We start from the raw sequence: 20,217 nt of genomic DNA, 5'->3' as shown, positions 1-20,217 counted from the left end.
GCCGACGCCGGGTCCGCGGCGGCCGACCCCGACGCCGGCGCCCCGCTTCCGCAGCGGGCACCCGCCGCCGCGGAGTCCGGGCCACGGCCCCGGGTCCCCAACCCGGGCGCACCGCAGGCACCCGCCCCCGCGGGCCCCGGGGCACAGCTCCGGAACGGCCCGTTCGGCCTAGCGCGGACGCCCACCACGGCGGGGTCCGGACCGCGCCCCGGAGGCACCGCCCTCCGCGAGCCCCACGCGCCTGCCGCCGCCGGGCCCGGGGCGGAGCCCCAGGGCACCGCCCCCCGCGAGCCGCAGGCGCCCGCCGTGGCGGGCCCCGGGGCACAGCCCCCGGCCGCCCCCCGCACGCCCCAGACGTCTGCCGGCTCGGGGCCCGGGGCGGAGCCCCGGATCGGGAAGGGGCGGGGAGGGGAGAGACCAGCCGGTCCCACGGCCCACCCCGCGCGCCCCGGCCAGGCCCTCAGAGGCGGAGCCCCTGGAAAAGGGGCGGGACCGGGCGGGACCAGCCCCGCGGGCCCCGGAGAGGCCGGCGGAGCCGGACCGGCGGTGCCCCGGTGAAGGCCCTCGCCCGCCCCGGCCTCGAAGTCGTCATGGTCCACGGCCTGCTCGGCTGGCTGTACTCCGCCGCCGTGGCCGCCGTGCACCCCGACAGCCTGCCCGGCCCGCTCACCTCGCTGCTGCCCGTGCGCCGCGACACCTTCGGCGCGTGCTGCTTCGCCGCCTCCGCCGCCGCCGCGTTCGTCCTGCAAGCGGGCCCCGGCCCGCTCTGGGCGCGCCTCCAACGGCGGCCCGGGCCGGTGGACGCGGCGCTGCGCACGGCCGTGGGGTACGCGCTGCTGGTCTGGGGCTACCTCGTCGTCAACTCGCTGACCCACCCGCGTACCACCGCCCTGCCCCTGACGCACTTCGCGTCCTTCCCCAGCGAGGGCACGGCGGCCGCCTGGAGCTTCGCGGGCTCCGCGGCCGCGCTGCTCGCACTGCGCGCCCGCGCGGGACGGACCGCGCACGCGCAGCCGCCCGCCCGCACCGAACCGGCGGCCCGCGCGGGAGCGTCGGCCCGCACCGAACCGTCGGCCCGCGCGGGAGCGACCGTACGGCCACGAGGAGGTGGCACCCCATGAGCCACGCGGCCCCCCGCCCCGCCCTGACCGCCAGGCTCGCGGGCCTGCGCGGCGACCCGCTGCTGCTGAACTCGTTCTTCCTGATGCTGACGACGGCCTCCGGCGCGGCCGCCGGATTCGTCTTCTGGATCATCGTCGCGCACCTGTTCCCGGCCGCCGCCGTGGGCCGCGCGTCGTCGCTGCTGTCCTGCGTGGCCCTGCTGTCGTACTTCAGCCTCTTCGGGCTCAGCAGCACCCTCGTACGGCAGCTGCCGACCAGCCGCCGGCGCGCCGAGGAGGTCAGCACGGCGCTGATGACGGTGACCGTGTGCACGGTGGTGATCTCGGGCGGGTTCGTGGCGCTGGTGCCGTGGCTGGCGCCGCAGCTCGGTTTCGTGCACGCCACGCCGCTGCACGTCGTCGGCTTCGTGGTGCTGGCCGCGGGCGCGGCCCTGAACCTGCTGACCGACTCGGTGTTCGTCGCCTTCCGCGCGACGAAGACCAACCTGCTGATCAACGGCGGGCTGATGAGCGCGGCCAAGCTGGCGCTGCCCGCCGCGCTGGTCGGCGCCGGCCCGTTCGGCATCTTCCTGGCCAGCGGCGTGGCGTCGGTGGTGGCCGCGGCGGCCAGCGTGGCCGCGATCCGCCGACGGCTGCGCGTGCGGGTACGGCCGCGGTTCTCGTGGCAGGTGCTGCGCGACTCCCTCGCCTACACGCTGACCAGCTACGTCTCCAGCTGCCTGAACCTGCTGCCGCAGATCGTGCTGCCCATCGTGGTGCTCCAGCGGCGCGGCCCGGAGCACGCGGCCACGTACTTCGTCGCCTTCCAGATCGCGAACCTCATCAACTCGGCGTCGTACGCGATCGGCGAGGCCCTGTTCGCCGAGGGCTCGCACGAGCGGTCCTCGCTGGCGGGCCTCGCCCGGCGCTCCGGCGCGGCCATGCTCGCCGTCATGGTGCCGGTCGCCGGGCTCGTGGTGCTGCTCGCCCGGCCCATCCTGGGGCTGTTCGGCGGGGACTACGCGGCGGACGGCACGCGGACGCTGGTGGTGTTCGCGGTGTCCTCGCTGGCCGTCGCGTTCAACACCTGGGTGAGCTTCCTGCTGAAGGTCACCCGCCAGCTGCTGCCCGCGATCGCCTCCAACGTCGTGCTGGTCGCCGTGATCCTGGGCCTGGCGCTGGTGCGGCTGGACAGCGGGCTGCACTGGGCCGCGATCGCCTGGGGCCTGGGCAACCTCGCCTCCGGTCTCGTCGCGGCCTTCGCCCTGCTGCGGTCCAGGCCGGACGGCGCGCCCGCCCCGGCGCCGTCCGTACCCGACCGGTCCATACCCGGCCCGGCCGTGGCCGCCATGGCGCCGCCCGTGCCCGCCACGGCGCCGCCCGTGCCCGCCACGGCACCGGCCGGGCCCGCTCCGGACGTGGGCGCCGCGGCCACACGGGCTCCCGGCGCACGCGCGTGGCGCGCCCCCAGCTGGGCCGTGCCCGATCCGGACGACGCCCCCCTTGGCCCCTCCACGTCCCCCTCCACCCCGAACCCCTCCCCCGAGGCGCCGCCACCGTGAGAATCCTTCAGATCGTCAACATCGGCTTCGAGGCGGGAGGCGCGGAGAAGAGCGTACGGCTCATCGCGAACGGCCTCGGCGCGCGCGGGCACCAGGTCCGGGTCGTGGCCACCGACCTGCTGGCGGAGGGCCAGGAGGTGTTCGCCGACGACCTGGTCCCGGCCATCCGGGGCAACGCGGCGCGGCGGCTCGCGGGCTACTTCTGGTACGGGCGCGCCCACCGGCAGGTCGCCGCCGTGGTGCGCGACTTCGCGCCGCACTGCGTGCACCTGCACACCATCGGCGAGTTCAGCCCCTCGGTGCTGTCGGCGACGGCCGGCTACCCGCGCGTGCTGACCGTTCACGGGCCCGAGGACTGGACGCGGGAGCTGCTGCGGTGGAACCTGCCCAGCGCCGCCGCGGGCGGCCGGCTGTCGGCCGGGGACGCGGCCCGCTACGCCTACCTGCGCCTCCTCCAGCGGCCCGCGTACCTGCCGAGGCTGCGGCGGGTGGACCGGGTGCTGGCGCCCAGCCGGTACTTCGCCGACGCGGTGGCGTGCGACGTGGGCCCGGTGCCGGTGTTCGTGGTGCCCAACGGCGTGCCCGGCAAGGCCGCGGCCCGGCCCGTCGAGGCCCTGGACCACGTGGTGTTCGCCGGGCGCCTGGAGCCGGTCAAGGGCGTCGGCGTGCTGCTGGACGCCTTCCGTACGGTGGCGGCCCGGCACCCGGGCGCGCGGCTGACCGTGGTGGGCGACGGCTCGGACCGTACGCGCCTGGAGGCGGCCGCCGCCGACCTGGTGGCCGAGGGGCGGGTGGACTTCCGCGGCTGGCTGCCCGCCGAGGGGGTGGCCGAGTGCCTGGCCGCCGCCTCGGTGGTGGCCCTGCCGTCGCTGTGGCCGGAGAACTTCCCCACCGTCGCCCTGGAAGCGCTGCGCCTGGGCCGCCCGCTGGTCGCCTCGCGCGTGGGCGGCCTGCCCGAGCTGGTCGGCGAGGACAACGGCGCGCTGGTGCCGGCCGGGGACGCGCCCGCGCTGGCCGACGCGCTCGGCGGCCTGCTCGGCGACCGTACGGCGCTGGAGCGGCGCGGCGCGGAATCGGCGGCCCGCGCGGGACGGTACGGCGTCGACGGGTTCCTCGACGCTCTCGAAGAGCACTACAGAGAGGTCGTCGCTTCGTGAAGATCGTCATCGTCAACGTCTTCGAGCGCCGCAACCGCGGCGACGCCGCCCTGCTGAGCGTGACGATCCAGCAGCTGCGCCAGGTCTTCCCCGGAGCCGAGCTGTGTATCGCGGGCTTCGAGCGGCCGGAGGACAGACCCGAGTTCGACGGCGTGCCCAACCTCGGCTCGATCCGGCGGTACGTCGGCGAGGAGCACGCCGGCCGGGCCGCCCGGATGGCGCGCAAGGCGCTCACCGCCGCCGTCGCCGCCGTGGCGGCCCTGCCTGGCGGCCCGCGCCTGCTGCCCGGCCTGGCCCGGCTGCTGCCGCGGGGCATCGGCCGCGAGCTGGCGGCCGTCGCCGGGGCCGACCTGGTGGTGGGCCCGGCCGGCGGCTACGTCAACGCCCGCGCGGACTTCCCCTCCGACCTCAACATCGCGCTGCTGATGCTGCCGCTGTGGCTGGCGCAGCGCCGCCGGGTGCCGGTCGCGCTGGGTCCGCAGTCGTACGGGCCGTTCCCCCGGCGCGTCCAGCGCGCGATGGTGCGGCGCGTGGTGGGCGCGGCCGACCGGGTGATGACCCGGGAGTCCATCAGCGCGGAGCGGCTGGCCGAGGCCGGTGTCCCGCGCGAGCGCATCGTGCGCAGCGTCGACGCCGCGTTCGCCTTCCGGGCCGAGTCCTCCCGGCGGTGGCGCGAGGAGCTGGGCGTGCCGCGGGACGCCACGCTGGTCCTCATCACCACCAAGGACTCGCTGCCCCCGGACCGGCAGGCGGTGTACGAGGAGTCGATCGTCGCGGCCGTACGGCACATGCTCGCCCGGCCGGGCTGGCACGTCGTGCTCATGCCCCAGGTGACGTGCAGCTTCCAGGCCGACGACGACCGGATCGTCAACGCGCGCGTGGCGGCGGCGGTCGACAGCCCCCGGCTGCACGTGCTGGACGACGACGGCATCGACCACCACGACATCTCCGCGATGTACCCGGAGGCGGACTACATCATCGGCACCCGCTTCCACGCGGTGATCTTCGGGTTCACCGCCGGGGTGCCGTGCGTCGCGATCGAGTACGACCACAAGACGAGCGGCATCATGCGCGACCTGGGCCTTCAGCGGTGGGTCGTGCACATGGCCGACGTGCGCCCGGAGCCCCTGGTGCGCCTGGTGGACGAGCTGGTGGCCGAGTCCGGCGCGTACCGGCGCCACCTGGCGGCCGTGCTGCCCGCGCACGCCGCCCGCGCCACGGAGTTCGCCGGGACGCTGCGGCGGCTGGGCCTGGCGGCGGCGGACGGGCCCGGCGGCGGCCCCCTCGCGAGCCCGGGCCAGGCGGCCTCCGAGCGGCCGGAGCGCCCCGCGCGGCCGGAGCGGCCCGCGCGGGCGGGGGCCGGCTCGTGACCGGGCGGCCCGCGGTCCTGTTCGCCACGCCGTACTTCCCGCCCCACGTCGGCGGCGTGGAGAACTACGTGTGGCACCTGGCGCGGCTGCTGCGCTCCCGGCACGGCTGGCGGGTCGCCGTCGCGACGACCGCCGCGCGGGGCACCCGGCACGGCCGCCAGGACGGCCCCGACGGCATCCCGGTGTACCGCGTCCCCGCGCCGCTGCGCCTGTCGCACACGCCGATCGGGCCGCGCTGGCGCCGCGACCTGCGCGCGGTCCTGGAGCGGGAGCGGGTGGACCTGGTCAACGGGCACGCGCCGGTGCCGGTGTTCGCCGACGCCGCCGCCCGCGCGTGCGGCGAGCTGCCGTTCGTGCTCACCTACCACACCGGCCGGATGCGCAAGGGCGACGTGCCGCGGGACGCGCTGCTGGCGGCCTACGAGCGGACCGTGCTGGCCGGGACCGCGCGCCGCGCCGACGCGCTGGTGTGCTCGTCCGACTACGTCGCCGCCGACCTGCCCGACCTGTTCGCGGGCCGGGCGACGACGATCTCGCCGGGCGCCGACCTCGCGCGGTTCGCCGCGAGCCCGGTGCCCGCCGCCCCGCGCGTGCTCTTCGTCGGTTCGCTGGCGCACGCCACCGCGTACAAGGGCGTGCCCGACCTGCTGCGCGCCGTGGAACTGCTCGCGCGTACGGTCCCGGACGCGCACCTGGAGGTGGTCGGCTCCGGTTCGGCGGCCGGCGAGTACGAGGCGCTGGCCGCCCGGCTCGGCATCGCCCGGCACGTCACGTTCGCCGGGCGGCTGGACGGCGCGGACCTGGCCGCGGCCTACCGGCGCGCGCGGGTGCTCGCGCTGCCGACCCACTACGACAGCTTTCCCAGCGTGCTGGTGGAGGCCATGGCCGCCGGCCGGCCGGTGGTCACCACCCCGGTCGGCGGCATCCCCTCGCTGGTCCGCGACGGCCGCACCGGCCTGCTGGTCACCCCGGGCGACGTGGCGGGCCTCGCGGCGGCGCTCGGCTCGGTCCTGGCGGACGACGCGCTCGCCGCCCGCCTCGGCGCCGCCGGGCGGGGCCTGGTGGCCGAGGAGCTGTCGTGGGAGCGCCAGTCGGACCGTACGGCCGAGGTGTTCGAGCGGGCCCTCGCCGCGCGGCGCGGCGGGCCGCGCACCCGGACCGTCGCCGTCGTCGCGCCCTACTACCCGCCGAAGGTCGGCGGCGTGGAGGGCTACGCCGCGCGCGTGGCGCGCGCGGTCGCCGACGAGCCGGGCCTGCGCGCCGTCGTCCTCACCACCAACACGGCCGGGCGGCGCACCACGCTCGGCACGGACGACGGCGTGCCCGTGGTCCGGCTCGGCACGTGGGCGCGCCTGTCGAACACGCCGCTGAGCCCGCTGTGGCCGCTCCAGGTGCGGCACTGGCTGCGCCGCCTCGACGTCGACCTGGTCAACGCGCACGCGCCCGTCCCGGGCCTGGGCGACGTGGCCGTCGCGGCGGCCGGCCGCCGGCCGGCCGTGCTGACGTACCACTCGGGCTCGATGCGCAAGGGCCGCACCGGCTCCCCGGGCGGTGCCCACCGCGCCGCCGACCTGCTGATCCGCGGGTACGAGCGGTGGGTGCTGCCACGCCTGTTCGCGCGGGCGAGCGCGCTGGTGGCCGTCTCGCCCGCGTCGCTGGCCGCCGGCCGCCCCGGGGCCGTACGGATCACGCCCGGCGTGGACGTCGAGCGGTTCACGCCCGGCGCCCCGGCGTCCACGCGGCCCCGCACGGTCGTGTACGTGGGGCGGCTGGACCGCACCTCGTCCTGGAAGGGCGTCGACGTGCTGCTGCGGGCCTTCGCCGCGCTCGCCGGCGACCTGCCGGACGCGCGGCTGCGGCTGGTGGGCGGCGGGGACGCGGCCGCCGACCACGCCGGCCTGGCCGCCCGCCTCGGGGTCGCCGACCGCGTGGAGCTGTGCGGCGAACTGGCCGGGGAGGCCCTGGTCGACGCGCTGCGCACGGCCGCCGTGCTGGCGCTGCCCTCGCGCTCCGAGGCCGAGTCCTTCGGCATGGCCCTGGTGGAGGCGATGGCCTGCGGCACGCCCGTGGTCGGCTCGCGGGTCGGCGGCATCCCGCACGTGGTGGACGACGGCGTCACCGGTCTGCTGGTCCCGCCCGGCGACCCGGCCGCGCTGGCCGCCGCCTGCCGCCGCCTGCTGACCGACGGCGGCCTGGCCGACCGGCTGGGCGCGGCGGGCCGGGAGCGGGCGGTCGAGCGGTACGCGTGGCCGGGGCTGACGGACCGGTACCTGCGGATGTTCCACGCGCTTCTGCGAACACCGGAATTCAAACCACTGAATTCAGCCGAAGACGGCGGTCAGCCGCCGAGCGCGGCCACCGCGCCGCGCAGCGCGGTGAGGGCGGGCTTGGCGCTGCCGTCGAAGCGGCGCAGGCCGTAGAAGTTCTCGTTGGACGACCGGTCGTCGCTCAGGTCGCGCTCGCAGTACCAGATCAGCGCGTCCACGAGGGCCGTGTCCTCGGCCGTGCGGACCGCGTCCGCCGCGATGGCCGCCTGCCACGCCTCGGTCACGTGCGTGGTCTGCGCGTCGATGGTGGACGGCCGGCCGTCGGACGCGTGCCCGGGACCGCCGGTCGGCGCGCCGTACTCGGTGACCCACACGGGCAGGTCGGGCGTGCCGTACCGGGCCAGCACGCCGCGCAGGCTCACGTCCGTACGGCCGATGCGCTCCCACGCGGTCCCCCACTGCGTGACCGCGCCGGCCAGGTACGGATAGGTGTACGGGTGGTAGCCGACGGCGTCGACCATCCGGTGGCCGTCCCGCGCGGCCACCGCGGCCAGGAAGTCGGTCTGCGCGACGCGGCCGGCGCCGGTGCGGACGGCGGCCAGCCCGCCGAGCACCACGCGCGCCCGCGGGTCCGCCACCCGCAGCGCCCGGGCCGCCGCCGCCAGCAGCGCCGTGTACGCGGCGGGGTCGGGCGCCGGGTGCCAGAAACCGCCGAGGTTGGGCTCGTTCCAGATCTCCCACGTGTGCACGCCGCGGGGCGCGTACCGGTGCGCGGCCGACGCGGCGAAGGCGGCGAACGCGCCGGGGTCGGCGGGCGGGCACTTGTCGCTGCCGCACCCTCCGGGCCGGGCCCACGGCGGCGTGTAGGCCAGGACGGCCAGCACGTTCAGGCCACGGGCGCCGGCCGCGGCCACGACCCGGTCGAACGGCTGCCAGCGGTAGCCGTCCGGCCCGTCCGGCTGCACGTCCCGCCAGGCCAGGTCGGCGCGCACCCACCGGGCGCCGACCATGACGGCGTCGTCCAGCGCGGCGGTGAGGTCCCGGTCGGACATCCACACCAGGCGGTCGCCGTAGGAGATGCCGACGCGCAGCCGCGCGGCCGGCCGGCCGGCCGCGCGCGGGTGGGTGTTGTCACGGGGGTCACCGGTCGGCGTCATGTGGCCAACCAACCACCTGGTCGGCGCGGGGGGCAGGCGGACGCCACGGCGCACTGGGGTGCGGCGGGGTGGGGCGGGTGCGTGGGCGAAGGCCCGGGGGCGCCGTGGTGAGCACGGGCGGCGGACGCACCGGGCGGCGCGCGGCGCGTTCCGCTACGCGGAGCCGTTCGACCGCGTCTGACCGGTTCCGGCCGAGGCCGCCCGGTTCTACGCCCCGCGCGGGCGCGGCCTGGCGCGTACGTGCATGCGCTCGCCCTGCGGGCCGAACAGGCTCAGGATCTCCACCGGCCCCTCCCCCGTGCTGCCGAACCAGTGCGGCAGCCGGGTGTCGAACTCCGCGGCCTCCCCCACCGTCAGCACGATGTCGTTGTCGGCGAGCACCAGCCGCAGCCGCCCGCCGAGCACGTACAGCCACTCGTACCCCTCGTGCGTGCGCGGCTCGGGGGTGCCGCGGGTGGCGGGTATGACCATCTTGTACGCCTGCAACCCGCCGGGCTGCCGGCTCAGCGGCACCACCGTCGAGTCCCCGTGCCGGACGGGCTTCAGCCGTACGCGCGGGTCGCCGACCGGGGGCGCGCCGACCAGCTCGTCCAGGGGCACCTGATGGGCGTGCGCGATCGGCACCAGCAGCTCCAGGCTCGGCTTGCGCCGCCCGGACTCCAGCCGGGACAGGGTGCTGACCGAGATGCCCGTGGCCTGCGACAGGGCCGCGAGCGTGCACTGGCGCTGCCGGCGGATGCGCCGCAGCCGGGGTCCGACGGCGGCGAGCACGTCGTCCGTGCCCGTCACGTCTTCCATGCTCGTATTGCAGACCCGTTTTGCCGAAACGGCAACAAGTTTTGTCGAGCAGTCCGGCCCGGACGCAGGCTCGGCGCGGGAGGTGCCCGCACGCCGGACGCCGACCCGACCGAGGACGAGCTACCGGAGGGTGCGCGATGAACGACTTCGACTGGGCCGCGATGGCCGACCTGCTGGAGCTGGAGGGCGAGGCCCACAGCCCGTACGTACGCCAGGCGCTCGACGAGCTGCGGGACCTGCGCCCCGGGCGGATCCTGGATATCGGCAGCGGCCCCGGGGTCGCGGCCTGCCGGATGGCGGCCGCCTTCCCGGAGGCGGAGGTCACGGCGGTGGACGGGACGCCGGAGCTGCTGGAGCGGGCCGAGGCGCGCGCCGCCCGGCTGGGCGTGCGGCTGCGCACCCGGGTGGCCGCCTTCCCCGAGGGCCTGTCCACCGGCCTGGGCCCGGCCGACCTGGTCTGGTCCGGGCAGGTCGTCCACCACGTCGGCGATCAGCAGGACGCCCTGAACAGGCTGGCCGCGCTGCTGGCGCCCGGCGGCGTGCTGGCCGTCGTGGAGGGCGGCCTGCCGCTCCGCTGGCTGCCGCGCGACCCCGGCCTCGGGCGCCCGGGGCTCCAGGAGCGGCTGGACGCGGCGATGGCGGAGGGGTTCGCCCGGATGCGCGCCGAGCTGCCCGGCTCGGTCGCGGTGGTCGAGGACTGGCCCGGCATGCTGCGGAAGGCGGGCCTGACCGAGCCGCGCAGCCGGACCTTCCTGGTGGACCACCCCGCGCCGCTGGCCGACGGACCGCGCGGGGCGGTGCGCACCACGGTGGAGCGGCTGCGCGACAAGCTGGCGGACCTGCTGGACGCCGACGACCTGGCCACGCTGGACCGGCTGCTGGACCCGGCCGACCCGGCGGGCATCGACCGGCGCCCGGACCTGTTCCTGCTGACGGCCAAGACGGTGCACTTCGGCCGCCGCCGGTAGCCCGGGGGCGCCCCGGCGCGCGTATCGGCCTCAGCCGGGCGTCTCACCGACCGGCGGCTCGCCGACCGCGGCCTGGGCGGCCCGCAGCAGGTGGTCGCCGACCAGGTAGCCGGGGCGCAGGATCTCGGTGCAGGTGGGCCGGTCGACCTGGTCGGTGAGGGCGTAGGCGACGGCCTCATAAAAGGTCGGGTCGAAGGGGTCGCCGACGGCGCCGAACGGCTGGAGCCCCAGCCCCGCGAGCCCGCTCTCCAGCAGCCGTACGACGCGCTCGAACCCGCCGTTGACCTCGCCCTGCTCCCGTGCCCGGCCGATGGCGTCGAGCACGGGCAGCAGGCCGCCGAGCACGTTGGCCACGGCGATCTCGCGGACCGCCACCCGGTCACGGCGCACCCGCCGGCGGTAGGTGTCGTACTCGGCCCGCACGCGCCGCAGCTCCTCGGTGCGCTCGCGCAGCTCCCGGCGCAGCGCATCGGCCCGCTCCCGGTCGGGCCGCCCGGCCGGGAGCCCGGCGGGTCCGGCTGGGCGAGGCGCTGAAAGGGGCTCGACGTCGGAGCGGTGCCGGGGCTCCAGGGCGCCGGAGCCGGGCTGCCGGGCGCCGGGTCCGGACCGCCGGGCGCCGCCGACGACCGACAGCGGGCGGGGGCCGCCGGGCCGGGCGGGACCGTTCGGACGGCTCATCCCGTCTCCCCCCGCCGCTTGTCCTCGTCGACGATCTCGGCGTCCACGACCTCGTCGTCGCCGCCCGCGCCCGTACCGCCGGAGGCCCGCGCGCCGTCCGTACCGCCGGTACCGCCCGCGCCCGGCCCCTGGGCGGCCTGCGCCTGGGCGTACATGGCGGTGCCGACCTTCTGGGCGGCGGCGGTGACCTTGTCGGCGGCCTGGCGCAGCGCGGCGGTGTCCTCGCCCTTGTCGCCGGGCGCCTTCAGGGCCTCCTTCAGCTCGGCCAGCGCGCTGTCGACCTCGCCCCTGACGTCGGCGGGGACCTTGTCGCCGCTGTCGGCCAGCAGCCGCTCGGTCTGGTAGGCGACCTGCTCGGCGCGGTTGCGGGTCTCGGCCGCGTCGCGCCTGCGCCGGTCCTCCTCGGCGTGCTGGTCGGCGTCGCGCATCATACGGTCGATGTCGTCCTTCGGCAGCGCGGAGCCGCCGGTGACGGTCATCTTCTGCTCCCGGCCGGTGCCGAGGTCCTTCGCCGCCACGTGCATGATGCCGTTGGCGTCGATGTCGAAGGTGACCTCGATCTGCGGCACGCCGCGCGGGGCCGGGGGCAGGCCGGTCAGCTCGAACATGCCGAGCTTCTTGTTGTACGCCGCGATGTCCCGCTCGCCCTGGTAGACCTGGATCTGCACGGACGGCTGGTTGTCCTCGGCCGTGGTGAAGATCTCCGAGCGCTTGGTCGGGATGGTCGTGTTCCGCTCGATCAGCCGGGTCATGATGCCGCCCTTGGTCTCGATGCCGAGCGACAGCGGCGTGACGTCCAGCAGCAGCACGTCCTTGACCTCGCCCTTGAGCACCCCGGCCTGGAGCGCGGCGCCGACGGCCACGACCTCGTCCGGGTTCACGCCCTTGTGCGGCTGCCTGCCGGTCAGCTCCCGCACCAGCTCCGTCACCGCGGGCATCCGCGTGGAGCCGCCGACCATGATCACGTGATTGATCTCCGAGACCTCGATCCCCGCGTCCCTGACCGCCCGGCGGAACGGCGCCTTGCACCGCTCCAGCAGGTCGCCGGTGAGCTGCTGGAACTGGGCCCGGGTGAGCTTCTCCTCCAGGTGCAGCGGCCCCTGGTCGGACGCGCTCACGTACGGCAGGTTGATCGTGGTCTCGGTGGCGGAGGACAGCTCGATCTTGGCCTTCTCGGCGGCCTCCCGCAGCCGCTGGGTGGCCATCTTGTCCTGGGACAGGTCGATCCCGTACCCGCCCTTGAACCGCTTGACCAGGTGGTCGACCACCCGCTGGTCCCAGTCGTCGCCGCCCAGGTGAGTGTCGCCGTTGGTGGCCTTGACCTCCACCACCCCTTCGCCGATCTCCAGCAGCGACACGTCGAACGTGCCGCCGCCGAGGTCGAAGACGAGGACGGTCTGGTCGCTCTCCTTGTCCAGGCCGTACGCCAGGGCGGCGGCCGTCGGCTCGTTGATGATCCGCAGCACCTTCAGCCCGGCGATCTCCCCGGCCTCCTTGGTGGCGGTGCGCTGCGCGTCGTTGAAGTACGCGGGCACGGTGACGACGGCCTCGGTGACGTCCTCTCCCAGGTACGCCTCGGCGTCCCGCTTGAGCTTCTGCACCACCCGGGCGGAGATCTCCTGGGCGGTGTACCGCTTGCCGTCCACGTCGCCGCTGTCCGGGAACCGCCACTGCGACTCGCCCACGTGCCGCTTGACCGACCGCGCGGTGCGCTCCACGTTGGTCACGGCCTGCCGCTTGGCGACCTCGCCCACCAGCACCTCGCCGCCCTTGGCGAAGGCGACCACGGACGGCGTGGTGCGGGCGCCCTCGGTGTTGGTGATCACCGTGGGCTCGCCGCCCTCCAGCACGCTGACCACCGAGTTGGTCGTACCGAGGTCGATCCCGACTGCCCGTGTCATGGCTCTCTCCTCACCGTGCTCACTTGGCGGCCCACGCCCGCGGCGGCCCTCCCGCTGCCGGGGAGGACCGGGCCCGGCCGGTCCGTCCGGACGCCTGGCCCGTACGGACACCCGGCCCGTACGGCCGGACACCCGCTCCGTACGAACGGACGCCCGGCCCGTACGGACGAAACCGGCCGCCGGGCCGCCGCTCGCCGCCCGGGGCCCGACCCGCCTTCACCGCTGTCACCTGCGGGTATGGAGCTGAAGCTGCTCTTGAAGCCGTCTCGGCTTCGACCGGAATGCGACCCGGCCCACTGTGAATTTTAGCAATTCCCCCCAAATGCGTCTCTCGCCGGGCAATGCGCCGGGCGCCCCAGCGGCACCGGACCGCGGACCCGACCGACCCGCCCACCCTCGGGGCCCGCCTACCCAGGCCGCGACGAGCCCGGACATCGCCGGCAGCGCTTCCGCGCCCTCGGCAAGACCCCCGCAGGAGGTATCCACGCGGCTTGTGGGGCTACTCGGATTCCGTGTTGGCCGGGGCCGGAGACCTCTGCCTAGCCTCGGCAGTGGATGTGATCACAGGAGGACCTCCGACGCCCGATTCGACCGATCCGACACGGGATTCGCTGTCAGAAGCGCTGTCAAAGGAGTACAGGCATGCCCGAGAACAGCCTGCGGGACAAGATCGCAGTCATCGGAGGGGGTGAGAAGAACCTCGGCGGACTGATCAGCCGCACGTTCGCCGACGCGGGAGCCAAGGTCGTGGTCCACTACCACACCTCGCGGAACGAGGCCGAGCAGACCGTGAAGGCCATCGAAGCGGCCGGCGGGCAGGCGGTCGCCGTTCAGGGCGACCTGACGAGGGTGGCGGACGTGCGGCGGCTGTTCGACACCGCGGTGGACACCTACGGCGGCGCGGACGTCGCGGTGAACACCACCGGAATGGTGCTGCGCAAGCCGATCCTGGAGACCACCGAGGAGGAGTACGACCGCATGTTCGCGATCAACGCGAAGGCGGCGTACTTCTTCATCCAGGAGGCCGGGCGGCGGCTGAACGACCACGGCAGGATCATCAGCCTGGGCACCTCCCTGCTCACGGCCTTCACCGACGGCTACTCCACCTACGCCGGCGGCAAGGCGCCGCTGGAGCACTTCACCCGCGCGGCGGCCAAGGAGTTCGCCGACCGGAACATCTCGGTCAATGTCGTGGCCCCGGGCCCGATGGACACCCCGTTCTTCTACCCCCAGGAGACCCCGGAGCGGGTGGCGTTCCACAGGTCGCAGGCCATGGGCGGCCGACTCACCGAGACCGAGGACATCGTCCCGGTGGTGCGGTTCCTGGCGACCGACGGCGGGTGGTTCACCGGCCAGACCCTGTTCCCCAACGGCGGCTACACCACCCGCTGAGCCGCGGACCGGCGGCAGCAGCCGAAGCCTGTGACGGCGGTGGAACCGACAACGGCGACAATGGCGACGACGGGCGACGCGACGGCAGCGGGGAACGACGGTGGGAAACGAGGACGACGGCCGCATGGCTCCCACGGCCGAGGACCGAAGCGGCACGGCCGCGGGCACCGGCCGGACCGGCCGTCCGCCCGGCGGCGTGGTGCGGCGCGCGATGCGCGGACGCGATCCGCGCGAGGCGCACCGCGCCGCGACACCGCTGGAGCTGCTGTTCGACCTGATGTTCGTGGTCGCGGTCGCGCAGGCCGCCGCCCAACTGCACCACGCCTTGGCCGAAGGGCACCTTGACACGGCGCTGACGGGCTACCCGGCGGTGTTCTTCGCGATCTGGTGGGCGTGGCTCAATTTCGCATGGTTCGCCTCCGCCTACGACACCGACGACGTGCCGTACCGACTGCTCACCCTGGTCCAGATGGCCGGCGTGCTGGTCCTGGCCGCCGGGGTGCGCCCGGCGTTCGAGGACGGCGACTTCGCCGCCGTCGTCGCCGGCTACGTGATCATGCGCGCGGTCATGATCACCCAATGGCTGCGCGCCGCCGCGGGGCACCCCGAGGGCCGTACCGCCGCCCTGCGGTACGCCGCCGGGGTCGCCGCGGTGCAGGCCGGCTGGATCGCGCGGCTGTGGGCCCCGGGCGCCTGGGCCTGGCTCACGTTCCTCGCGCTGGTGTCCGCGGAGCTGGCGGTGCCGGTGTGGGCGGAGTACCGGGGCCGGCCCACCGCCTGGCACGCCGGCCACATCGCCGAACGGTACGGGCTGTTCACCCTCATCGTGCTGGGCGAGGTCATCCTCGCCGCGCTCACGGCCGTCGAGTCGGCCGTCAGCGAGCGCGGCGTGTCCGGCGACCTGGTGATGATCGCCGTCGGCGGGCTGCTGCTGGTCTTCAGCCTGTGGTGGATCTACTTCACCGGCGCGGACCCGGCGCTGACCAGCCTGCGCGCCGCGCTCGCCTGGGGATACGGCCACTACCTGGTGTTCGCCTCGGTGGCCGCCCTGGGAGCGGGGCTGGAGACCGCGCTGGACGTCGCCGAGCACCGCGCCCACCTGTCCACCCGGACGGCGGCGCTGTCCGTGGCCGTACCGGTGGTGCTCGTCCTGCTCACCCTGTACGTACTGCACCGGCTGACCCACACCGGCGCCGTCGGACACCCGCTGCTGGTCATCGCCGGCGCGGCCGTGGTGGCCGCCCTGGCCCTGGCCGCGCCCGCCATCGGCGCGGCCGCGGCGGTCCTGGGCATGGGGCTGACCGTCGCCGCCACCCTGACCGCCAACCTGGTCGCCGTCCACCGCGGCACTCCCCCCGGGGAGGAGGCATGAGACTGGACCTGAACGAGCTCGACCACCTCGTCGCCGTCGCGGAGGAGGGCAACAGGGCGCCGCCGTCGGCCGAGAGGTCGTCGACGACCTCCTCCATCGGGTCGGTCTCGGGCGAGTCCCAGCCGCCGAGGCTGAGGTTGACGACCTTGGCACCCTGGTCGACGGCCCACTGCATGCCGGCCACGACCCAGGACGCGTAGCCCGCCCCCTGGTCGTCGAGCACCTTTCCGGCGACATGGCGCGCGCCGGGGGCGACCCCCTTGTAGGTGCCGTCGGACGCGGCCCCCGTGCCCAGGGCGATGGACGCCACGTGCGGGCCGTGCCCGAAGCGGTCCACGGCGTCGGGATCGGCGGAGAAGTTACGGACGGCGGCCTGCCGCCCGGCCAGGTCGGGGTGCGTGTCGTCCACCCCGGTGTCCAAGGACGGCGATGGTGACGCCGGCGCCGACGGCCGCGGCGGCCGACTCGACGGCCGTACCCGGCCTGGCCCTTCCCGCCCCGTCGGCTCCAGCGAAGGTCGAGGGCGCCTTGCTACCGTCGCCGCGACGGAGACGGACCCGGGTCGCGGCGTTCGCCGGCCGGCCCGGAAGTTCCGCCGAACCGCCCCGGAGGACCGCCATGACGGTGCACGGCCCGGACTCCACCGACCCCGGCGAGACGTTCGACCTGAATTCCGCGGACTTCGTCCGGGACCCCTTCGGCTGCTTCGCGCGGATGCGGGAACGCCCCGGGCTGACGCGGGGCGTCATCCCCGGAGTCGACCCGATGTGGGTCGCGACCCGGTACGAGGACGTCCGGATGGTGATGACCGACGCCCGGTTCCTCATCGACGCCGCGAGCGTGCGGGCCCGGGACGTGGCGCACCGTACGGAACAGACGTGGCAGGCCCGGGGCATGTTCACCGGGTACGAGAAGTACCTGCGGGCCGCGCTGTTCGACGCTGACGGGCCCGACCACCGCAGGCTCCGGGGTCTGGTGAGCCGGGTGTTCTCCGCTCGTGCCGTGGCGCGGCTGCGACCGGCGATCGAGGCGGTCGCCGAGGACCTCCTGGGCCGGCTGCGCTCCCGGGCGCGGGACGGCGTGGTCGACCTGATCCCCCACTTCGCCCGCCCGCTGCCGATCACCGTGATCTGCGAGCTCATCGCGGTGCCGCCGCCGGACCGCGACCGGTGGCAGCACCACAGCAGCGTCCTCACCAGCGGCGTGTGCGGTCCCGAGCTGGGCGAAGCGCTGCGCGGCATGGTCGACGACGCCCACCGGCTGGTCGAGCTGCACCGCGCCGATCCCGGGGAGGACCTGGTCTCGGAGCTGATCACGGCCCAGGACGCCGACGGCGGCCGACTGGACACCACCGAGATGGTCTCGTTGATCGTGAACCTGATCGTCGCCGGACACGTGACCACGGTCAACCTGATCGCCAACGGCACTCTCGCCCTGCTGACCCACCCCGACCAACTCGCCCTGGTGCGCGACGACACCAGCCGGATGCCCGGCACGGTAGAGGAGACGATGCGGTGGTGCGGCCCCGTCCTGCGGGCCCTGCCCCGCTACGCCACCGAAGACGTCACCGTCGGCGGCACCGTGGTGCGCAAGGGGGAATCGGTGATCCCGATCCTGGGCGGAGCCAACCACGACCCGCACGCCTACACCGAGCCGCGGCTGTTCGACATCATGCGGGCGCAGACCGGGCAGGACGCGGGCCACCTCGGCTTCGGCCACGGCGTGCACCGCTGCCTGGGCGCCCATCTGGCCCAGCAGGAGGGCGAAGTGGCCATGGCCGCGCTGCTGCGGCAGTTTCCCGACCTGGCGCTGGCCGTCGCCCCCCAGGACCTGCGACGCGGCACCAACCCGGTCAACTGGCACCTGAAAGAACTCCCCGTCAGGCTGTGAGAGACGTTCCCGAGTTCCCTGAAGCCGCAGGAGTCGCGCGCGCCGTACCGCGAGGGCCGGCCGAGGCGGACGAGGCGCTGGTCGGCGACGCACTCCAGGTACTGCCGCACGGAGCCGGTGTGCGTCCCCGGCAGCCCGTCCCCGCACAGGTCGCGGGCGAACCGCCGCTCCGCCTCGACGGCTTCCTCCCGCATGGCGGTCACCCGCCGCCCCGGCTCCTCGTCCTCCCTGCCGCGCACCGGCGGTCCGTACCGCCGGTGCGCGGCAGGTGCGGCCGGTGTCCGGTCAGGTCTGGCTGTTGAGGAAGCCGATCACGGCGGCGGTCCACCAGCCGATCTGGGAGACGCCCGCCACGGCGGCGCCCAGCAGCAGGAGGCGGGCGGGCGGCCGGCTGCCCGCGAGCGTGGAGATCCGCCGCTGCACGGCGGCGGCGGCCACGCCGTTGAGCGCGATGGCCAGGACCGCGAGGAGTTTGACGCGGGTGAGCGGGGAATCGAGGTCGGGGTGCAGGAAGACGCCGGTGACCAGCAGGCCGACGGTGCCGGCCCACACCGGGCGGTGCAGGGTGTGGGTGAGCGCGAGGACCTCCCGCAGGCTGTGCCTGCCGAGCAGCCACAGCAGGCCGTGGTAGTCGATCACCAGGACGGCGCCGAATCCGACGACCAGCGCGCCGAGGTGACCGAAGAGCGCGGCCGTGTGCAGGGCCGGGTCGGCCTTCAGATGGGTCGCGGCCCAGATCGAGGCCGCCCACAGGACGGCGCAGCCGAGGGCCGCGGCGGCCAGGAGGCTCCAGGCGGGCGGCCGAGGAAGCCGGTCGAGCGATTCGGCGGCAGGGCTGCCGGCGGTGCCGTGACTGTCGGCGCTCAGCGGTACGGGCATGGCGAAATCACCACTCTCCTCCGGGGAAATCCGCCCCGGGTGTCGGCGAGGTCGCGACGGCGTGAGTCTCCTGGCTCCTGGATCGAGGCTTCTTCCGGGCCTTCCCACCTGTGGGGCAGTGGCCCTTGCTCGGAAGTCGCTCCCCAGTCACAGTGGCGGGACCGCGCCGGATTCACACCGGCTTCCTCGGCCGCCATCGCGTTGGGCGCGGCCATCCTGCCATTCCACGCATATCCAATGGAACGCCCCATCCTGCGTTGGCAGCGTCCTGTGAAGGCAGGCCGCGTCCCGCGCCCCACGAGCCGCTTTCCCGCAGGTTCGTGCCAGCCGGGTTTGGTCCCTGAGACCGACTGCCTGGCCGAGGGCGCGACAGGGGCCGCATGACCGCTCCGCACCGCGCCAGGCCCGCCCCGCACGTCGCGTTCGCTGCCATGGGGACGTCACTGACGGCAGCGCTCCAGGCCGGGAGGCGGCCCTCGTGCCCGGCCGGCCCCGGCAATCAGGCGGCTGCGCCGATCCGGCGCGCGGTAAAGTCGGCCAGGGATTTCCTCGCCACGAGAGCACGATCGATTCGCGGAGGTCGGACGGTGACGGCAGCAGGACCGCCCCCGGCGCCCAAGCCCACCCCGCCCCGCCCCGCCCGCCGAAGCAGTGGTTCCAGGAGCGCCCCTCCCCGTACCCGCACGAGCAGGACGCCCTCGACCACATCCGCCGGCTCATGCCGCCGGCCGAGCCCTACCGGGCCTGGGCGACCTTCTCCTTCACCGCCCAGTCGGGGCGGATCAACGAGTGCGACCTGCTGATCGCCGTGCCCGCGGGCCTGTACCTCGTGGAGATCAAGGGTCATCCCGGCCGGCTGCTGAACACCGGGTCGACGTGGAACTTCCACGGCGCCGACCGCATGCGGACCATCGGGAACCCCCTGCACCTCACCGACCTGAAGTCCAAGGAGCTGAAAAGCCAGCTCCAGTGGGCCGCCCGCAAGCAGGGTGTCAACGCGCGCGCCCTGCCGCGCGTCGAGCCCGCCGTCTTCCTCTCCGCCCCGGATCTGGACAGCCACCTGGACGAGGTCCAGCGGATCCGGGTGTACGGCCGCGACGAGGGCACCAGCGGGCTTCCGCGGATCTGGCAGGACTTCCTCGGCCTTCCCCCCGACCGGCCCGAGCGGCGCATCACCCCCGAGTTCTCCCGCGGTGGGCCAGGACGTGGTCGGTGTGGTCCATCGCGGCGAGCAGGGTGATGTGCCCGGTGATGCGGGTGCGTGAGCCGCGCAGGGCTTTGCCGTCGACGGCGATCGCCCGCAGTCCGGGACCGGCCGGGGCTGCGCGGGCGGTGAGGAAGGCGCCGATCTCCCGGTCCAGGGCGTCACCGTCGAGCTGGACGAGCAGACGGCGCAGGGTGTGGGGGTGCGGGACTGACACGGTGCCGGAGAGCGGGTCGGTGGGGAAGCCGAGAGCCCGGCAGGCCCACGCAGGGACGTCGCCGATCCATTCCGTGATCGCGCTGAGCGAGCGGGCGCCGGCCAGGACACTCGCCGCGGCCGCGGCGACCAGGGCGGACAGCCGGTAGCGGCGGCCACGGACGCCTCGTGGGCCGGGCACCAGATCCAGGAAGTCAGATAGTGCGAGCGCATCCGCCAGCGGGACCGGCGCGGCAGTCCGGCCCAGTTGGGCCAGCACGGTGAGCATGGGAGAAGAGAATCAGTCATCTTCCCTTCCCCTTGAAA

16 protein-coding genes, 2 pseudogenes and 1 riboswitch are annotated in these 20,217 nt (G+C 75.2%); of the genes and pseudogenes, 10 read left to right on the top strand and 8 right to left on the bottom strand.

Annotated elements, in window-relative coordinates:
• Positions 1-554 precede the first annotated feature (554 nt).
• The 5 genes from RKE29_RS00785 to RKE29_RS00765 are packed head-to-tail and all read left to right on the top strand — an operon-like array spanning position 555 to position 7,609.
• Positions 555-1,121 carry a hypothetical protein gene (locus tag RKE29_RS00785; protein WP_312002968.1) on the top strand — a complete coding sequence of 189 codons (567 nt, stop codon included), beginning with the start codon at positions 555-557 and terminating at the stop codon, positions 1,119-1,121.
• Positions 1,118-2,662: a lipopolysaccharide biosynthesis protein gene (locus tag RKE29_RS00780; protein WP_312002967.1), complete on the top strand. Its 1,545-nt coding sequence runs from the start codon at positions 1,118-1,120 to the stop codon at positions 2,660-2,662. Before RKE29_RS00785 ends, RKE29_RS00780 begins: the two co-directional genes overlap by 4 nt.
• The gene (locus RKE29_RS00775; RefSeq protein ID WP_312002966.1) at positions 2,659-3,819 is read left to right on the top strand and encodes a glycosyltransferase family 4 protein; all 1,161 of its coding nucleotides are present in this window, start codon (positions 2,659-2,661) and stop codon (positions 3,817-3,819) included. Before RKE29_RS00780 ends, RKE29_RS00775 begins: the two co-directional genes overlap by 4 nt.
• On the top strand, positions 3,816-5,189 hold the full coding sequence (locus RKE29_RS00770; RefSeq protein WP_312002965.1) for a polysaccharide pyruvyl transferase family protein: 1,374 nt from the start codon (positions 3,816-3,818) through the stop codon (positions 5,187-5,189). The genes RKE29_RS00775 and RKE29_RS00770 overlap by 4 nt, the downstream gene beginning before the upstream one ends.
• Positions 5,186-7,609 (top strand): glycosyltransferase, encoded by a 2,424-nt coding sequence (locus tag RKE29_RS00765; protein ID WP_312002964.1) that lies wholly within the window; start codon positions 5,186-5,188, stop codon positions 7,607-7,609. The genes RKE29_RS00770 and RKE29_RS00765 overlap by 4 nt, the downstream gene beginning before the upstream one ends.
• On the opposite strand, the gene RKE29_RS00760 is transcribed toward RKE29_RS00765, so the two are convergent.
• Together RKE29_RS00760 and RKE29_RS00755 are read right to left on the bottom strand one after the other, a co-directional pair.
• A complete protein-coding gene (locus RKE29_RS00760) occupies positions 7,528-8,613 on the bottom strand; it encodes a cellulase family glycosylhydrolase (protein WP_312002963.1) in 1,086 nt (361 codons plus the stop codon). The genes RKE29_RS00765 and RKE29_RS00760 overlap by 82 nt on opposite strands.
• Positions 8,614-8,820: 207 nt before the next feature.
• A complete protein-coding gene (locus RKE29_RS00755; RefSeq protein WP_312002962.1) occupies positions 8,821-9,411 on the bottom strand; it encodes an XRE family transcriptional regulator in 591 nt (196 codons plus the stop codon).
• A gap of 137 nt (positions 9,412-9,548) precedes the next feature.
• On the opposite strand from RKE29_RS00755, the gene RKE29_RS00750 reads away from it, so the two are divergent.
• Positions 9,549-10,379: a methyltransferase gene (locus RKE29_RS00750; RefSeq protein WP_312002961.1), complete on the top strand. Its 831-nt coding sequence runs from the start codon at positions 9,549-9,551 to the stop codon at positions 10,377-10,379.
• 30 nt (positions 10,380-10,409) lie between these two features.
• On the opposite strand, the gene grpE is transcribed toward RKE29_RS00750, so the two are convergent.
• A complete protein-coding gene (gene grpE / locus RKE29_RS00745) occupies positions 10,410-11,057 on the bottom strand; it encodes a nucleotide exchange factor GrpE (protein WP_312002960.1) in 648 nt (215 codons plus the stop codon).
• Complete coding sequence (gene dnaK / locus RKE29_RS00740) at positions 11,054-12,958, bottom strand: molecular chaperone DnaK (RefSeq protein WP_312002959.1); 1,905 nt, start codon at positions 12,956-12,958, stop codon at positions 11,054-11,056. Before dnaK ends, grpE begins: the two co-directional genes overlap by 4 nt.
• Before the next feature lie 642 nt (positions 12,959-13,600).
• Between dnaK and RKE29_RS00735 the strand changes: the two genes are divergently transcribed.
• Together RKE29_RS00735 and RKE29_RS00730 are read left to right on the top strand one after the other, a co-directional pair.
• Positions 13,601-14,350: an SDR family oxidoreductase gene (locus RKE29_RS00735; RefSeq protein WP_312002958.1), complete on the top strand. Its 750-nt coding sequence runs from the start codon at positions 13,601-13,603 to the stop codon at positions 14,348-14,350.
• A 100-nt stretch (positions 14,351-14,450) separates the two neighbouring features.
• On the top strand, positions 14,451-15,722 hold the full coding sequence (locus RKE29_RS00730; protein ID WP_312002957.1) for a low temperature requirement protein A: 1,272 nt from the start codon (positions 14,451-14,453) through the stop codon (positions 15,720-15,722).
• Between the two features lie 52 nt (positions 15,723-15,774).
• Here RKE29_RS00730 and RKE29_RS00725 read toward each other — a convergent pair.
• A pseudogene (locus RKE29_RS00725) lies at positions 15,775-16,168 on the bottom strand (S8 family serine peptidase); the annotation flags it as partial.
• A gap of 172 nt (positions 16,169-16,340) precedes the next feature.
• Between RKE29_RS00725 and RKE29_RS00720 the strand changes: the two are divergent.
• Positions 16,341-17,612, top strand: a complete 1,272-nt coding sequence (locus RKE29_RS00720) for a cytochrome P450 (RefSeq protein WP_312002956.1) — start codon at positions 16,341-16,343, stop codon at positions 17,610-17,612.
• Positions 17,613-17,644: 32 nt separating this feature from the next.
• Here the strand turns inward: RKE29_RS00720 and RKE29_RS00715 are convergent.
• Together RKE29_RS00715 and RKE29_RS00710 are read right to left on the bottom strand one after the other, a co-directional pair.
• Positions 17,645-17,836: pseudogene (locus tag RKE29_RS00715) on the bottom strand (ribonucleotide-diphosphate reductase subunit beta); the annotation flags it as partial.
• A 61-nt stretch (positions 17,837-17,897) separates the two neighbouring features.
• A complete protein-coding gene (locus tag RKE29_RS00710) occupies positions 17,898-18,491 on the bottom strand; it encodes a hypothetical protein (protein WP_312002955.1) in 594 nt (197 codons plus the stop codon).
• 63 nt (positions 18,492-18,554) lie between these two features.
• A riboswitch (cobalamin riboswitch) is annotated at positions 18,555-18,679 on the bottom strand.
• A 290-nt stretch (positions 18,680-18,969) separates the two neighbouring features.
• Here RKE29_RS00710 and RKE29_RS00705 point away from each other — a divergent pair.
• The gene (locus RKE29_RS00705) at positions 18,970-19,731 is read left to right on the top strand and encodes an NERD domain-containing protein (protein ID WP_312002954.1); all 762 of its coding nucleotides are present in this window, start codon (positions 18,970-18,972) and stop codon (positions 19,729-19,731) included.
• On the opposite strand, the gene RKE29_RS00700 is transcribed toward RKE29_RS00705, so the two are convergent.
• A complete protein-coding gene (locus RKE29_RS00700) occupies positions 19,664-20,179 on the bottom strand; it encodes a transposase family protein (RefSeq protein WP_312002953.1) in 516 nt (171 codons plus the stop codon). The two genes, RKE29_RS00705 and RKE29_RS00700, sit on opposite strands and share 68 nt — an antisense overlap.
• Positions 20,180-20,217 lie beyond the last annotated feature (38 nt).

This window comes from Streptomyces sp. B1866, from assembly GCF_031932565.1.
In the GTDB taxonomy this organism is placed as follows: Bacteria; Actinomycetota; Actinomycetes; order Streptomycetales; family Streptomycetaceae; genus Streptomyces.
The sequence above is the reverse complement of the archived record's forward strand: the minus strand, read 5'-3'. Positions and strand labels throughout refer to the sequence as shown.

Excerpts from the sequence above, each read along its gene's own strand:
- RKE29_RS00780 (WP_312002967.1), top strand. The coding sequence starts at position 1,118 with ATGAGCCACGCGGCCCCCCGCCCCGCCCTGACCGCCAGGCTCGCGGGC.
- RKE29_RS00760 (WP_312002963.1), bottom strand. The coding sequence starts at position 8,613 with ATGACGCCGACCGGTGACCCCCGTGACAACACCCACCCGCGCGCGGCC.
- RKE29_RS00755 (WP_312002962.1), bottom strand. The coding sequence starts at position 9,411 with ATGGAAGACGTGACGGGCACGGACGACGTGCTCGCCGCCGTCGGACCC.
- RKE29_RS00750 (WP_312002961.1), top strand. The coding sequence starts at position 9,549 with ATGAACGACTTCGACTGGGCCGCGATGGCCGACCTGCTGGAGCTGGAG.
- grpE (WP_312002960.1), bottom strand. The coding sequence starts at position 11,057 with ATGAGCCGTCCGAACGGTCCCGCCCGGCCCGGCGGCCCCCGCCCGCTG.
- dnaK (WP_312002959.1), bottom strand. The coding sequence starts at position 12,958 with ATGACACGGGCAGTCGGGATCGACCTCGGTACGACCAACTCGGTGGTC.
- RKE29_RS00735 (WP_312002958.1), top strand. The coding sequence starts at position 13,601 with ATGCCCGAGAACAGCCTGCGGGACAAGATCGCAGTCATCGGAGGGGGT.
- RKE29_RS00720 (WP_312002956.1), top strand. The coding sequence starts at position 16,341 with ATGACGGTGCACGGCCCGGACTCCACCGACCCCGGCGAGACGTTCGAC.
- RKE29_RS00710 (WP_312002955.1), bottom strand. The coding sequence starts at position 18,491 with ATGCCCGTACCGCTGAGCGCCGACAGTCACGGCACCGCCGGCAGCCCT.
- RKE29_RS00700 (WP_312002953.1), bottom strand. The coding sequence starts at position 20,179 with ATGCTCACCGTGCTGGCCCAACTGGGCCGGACTGCCGCGCCGGTCCCG.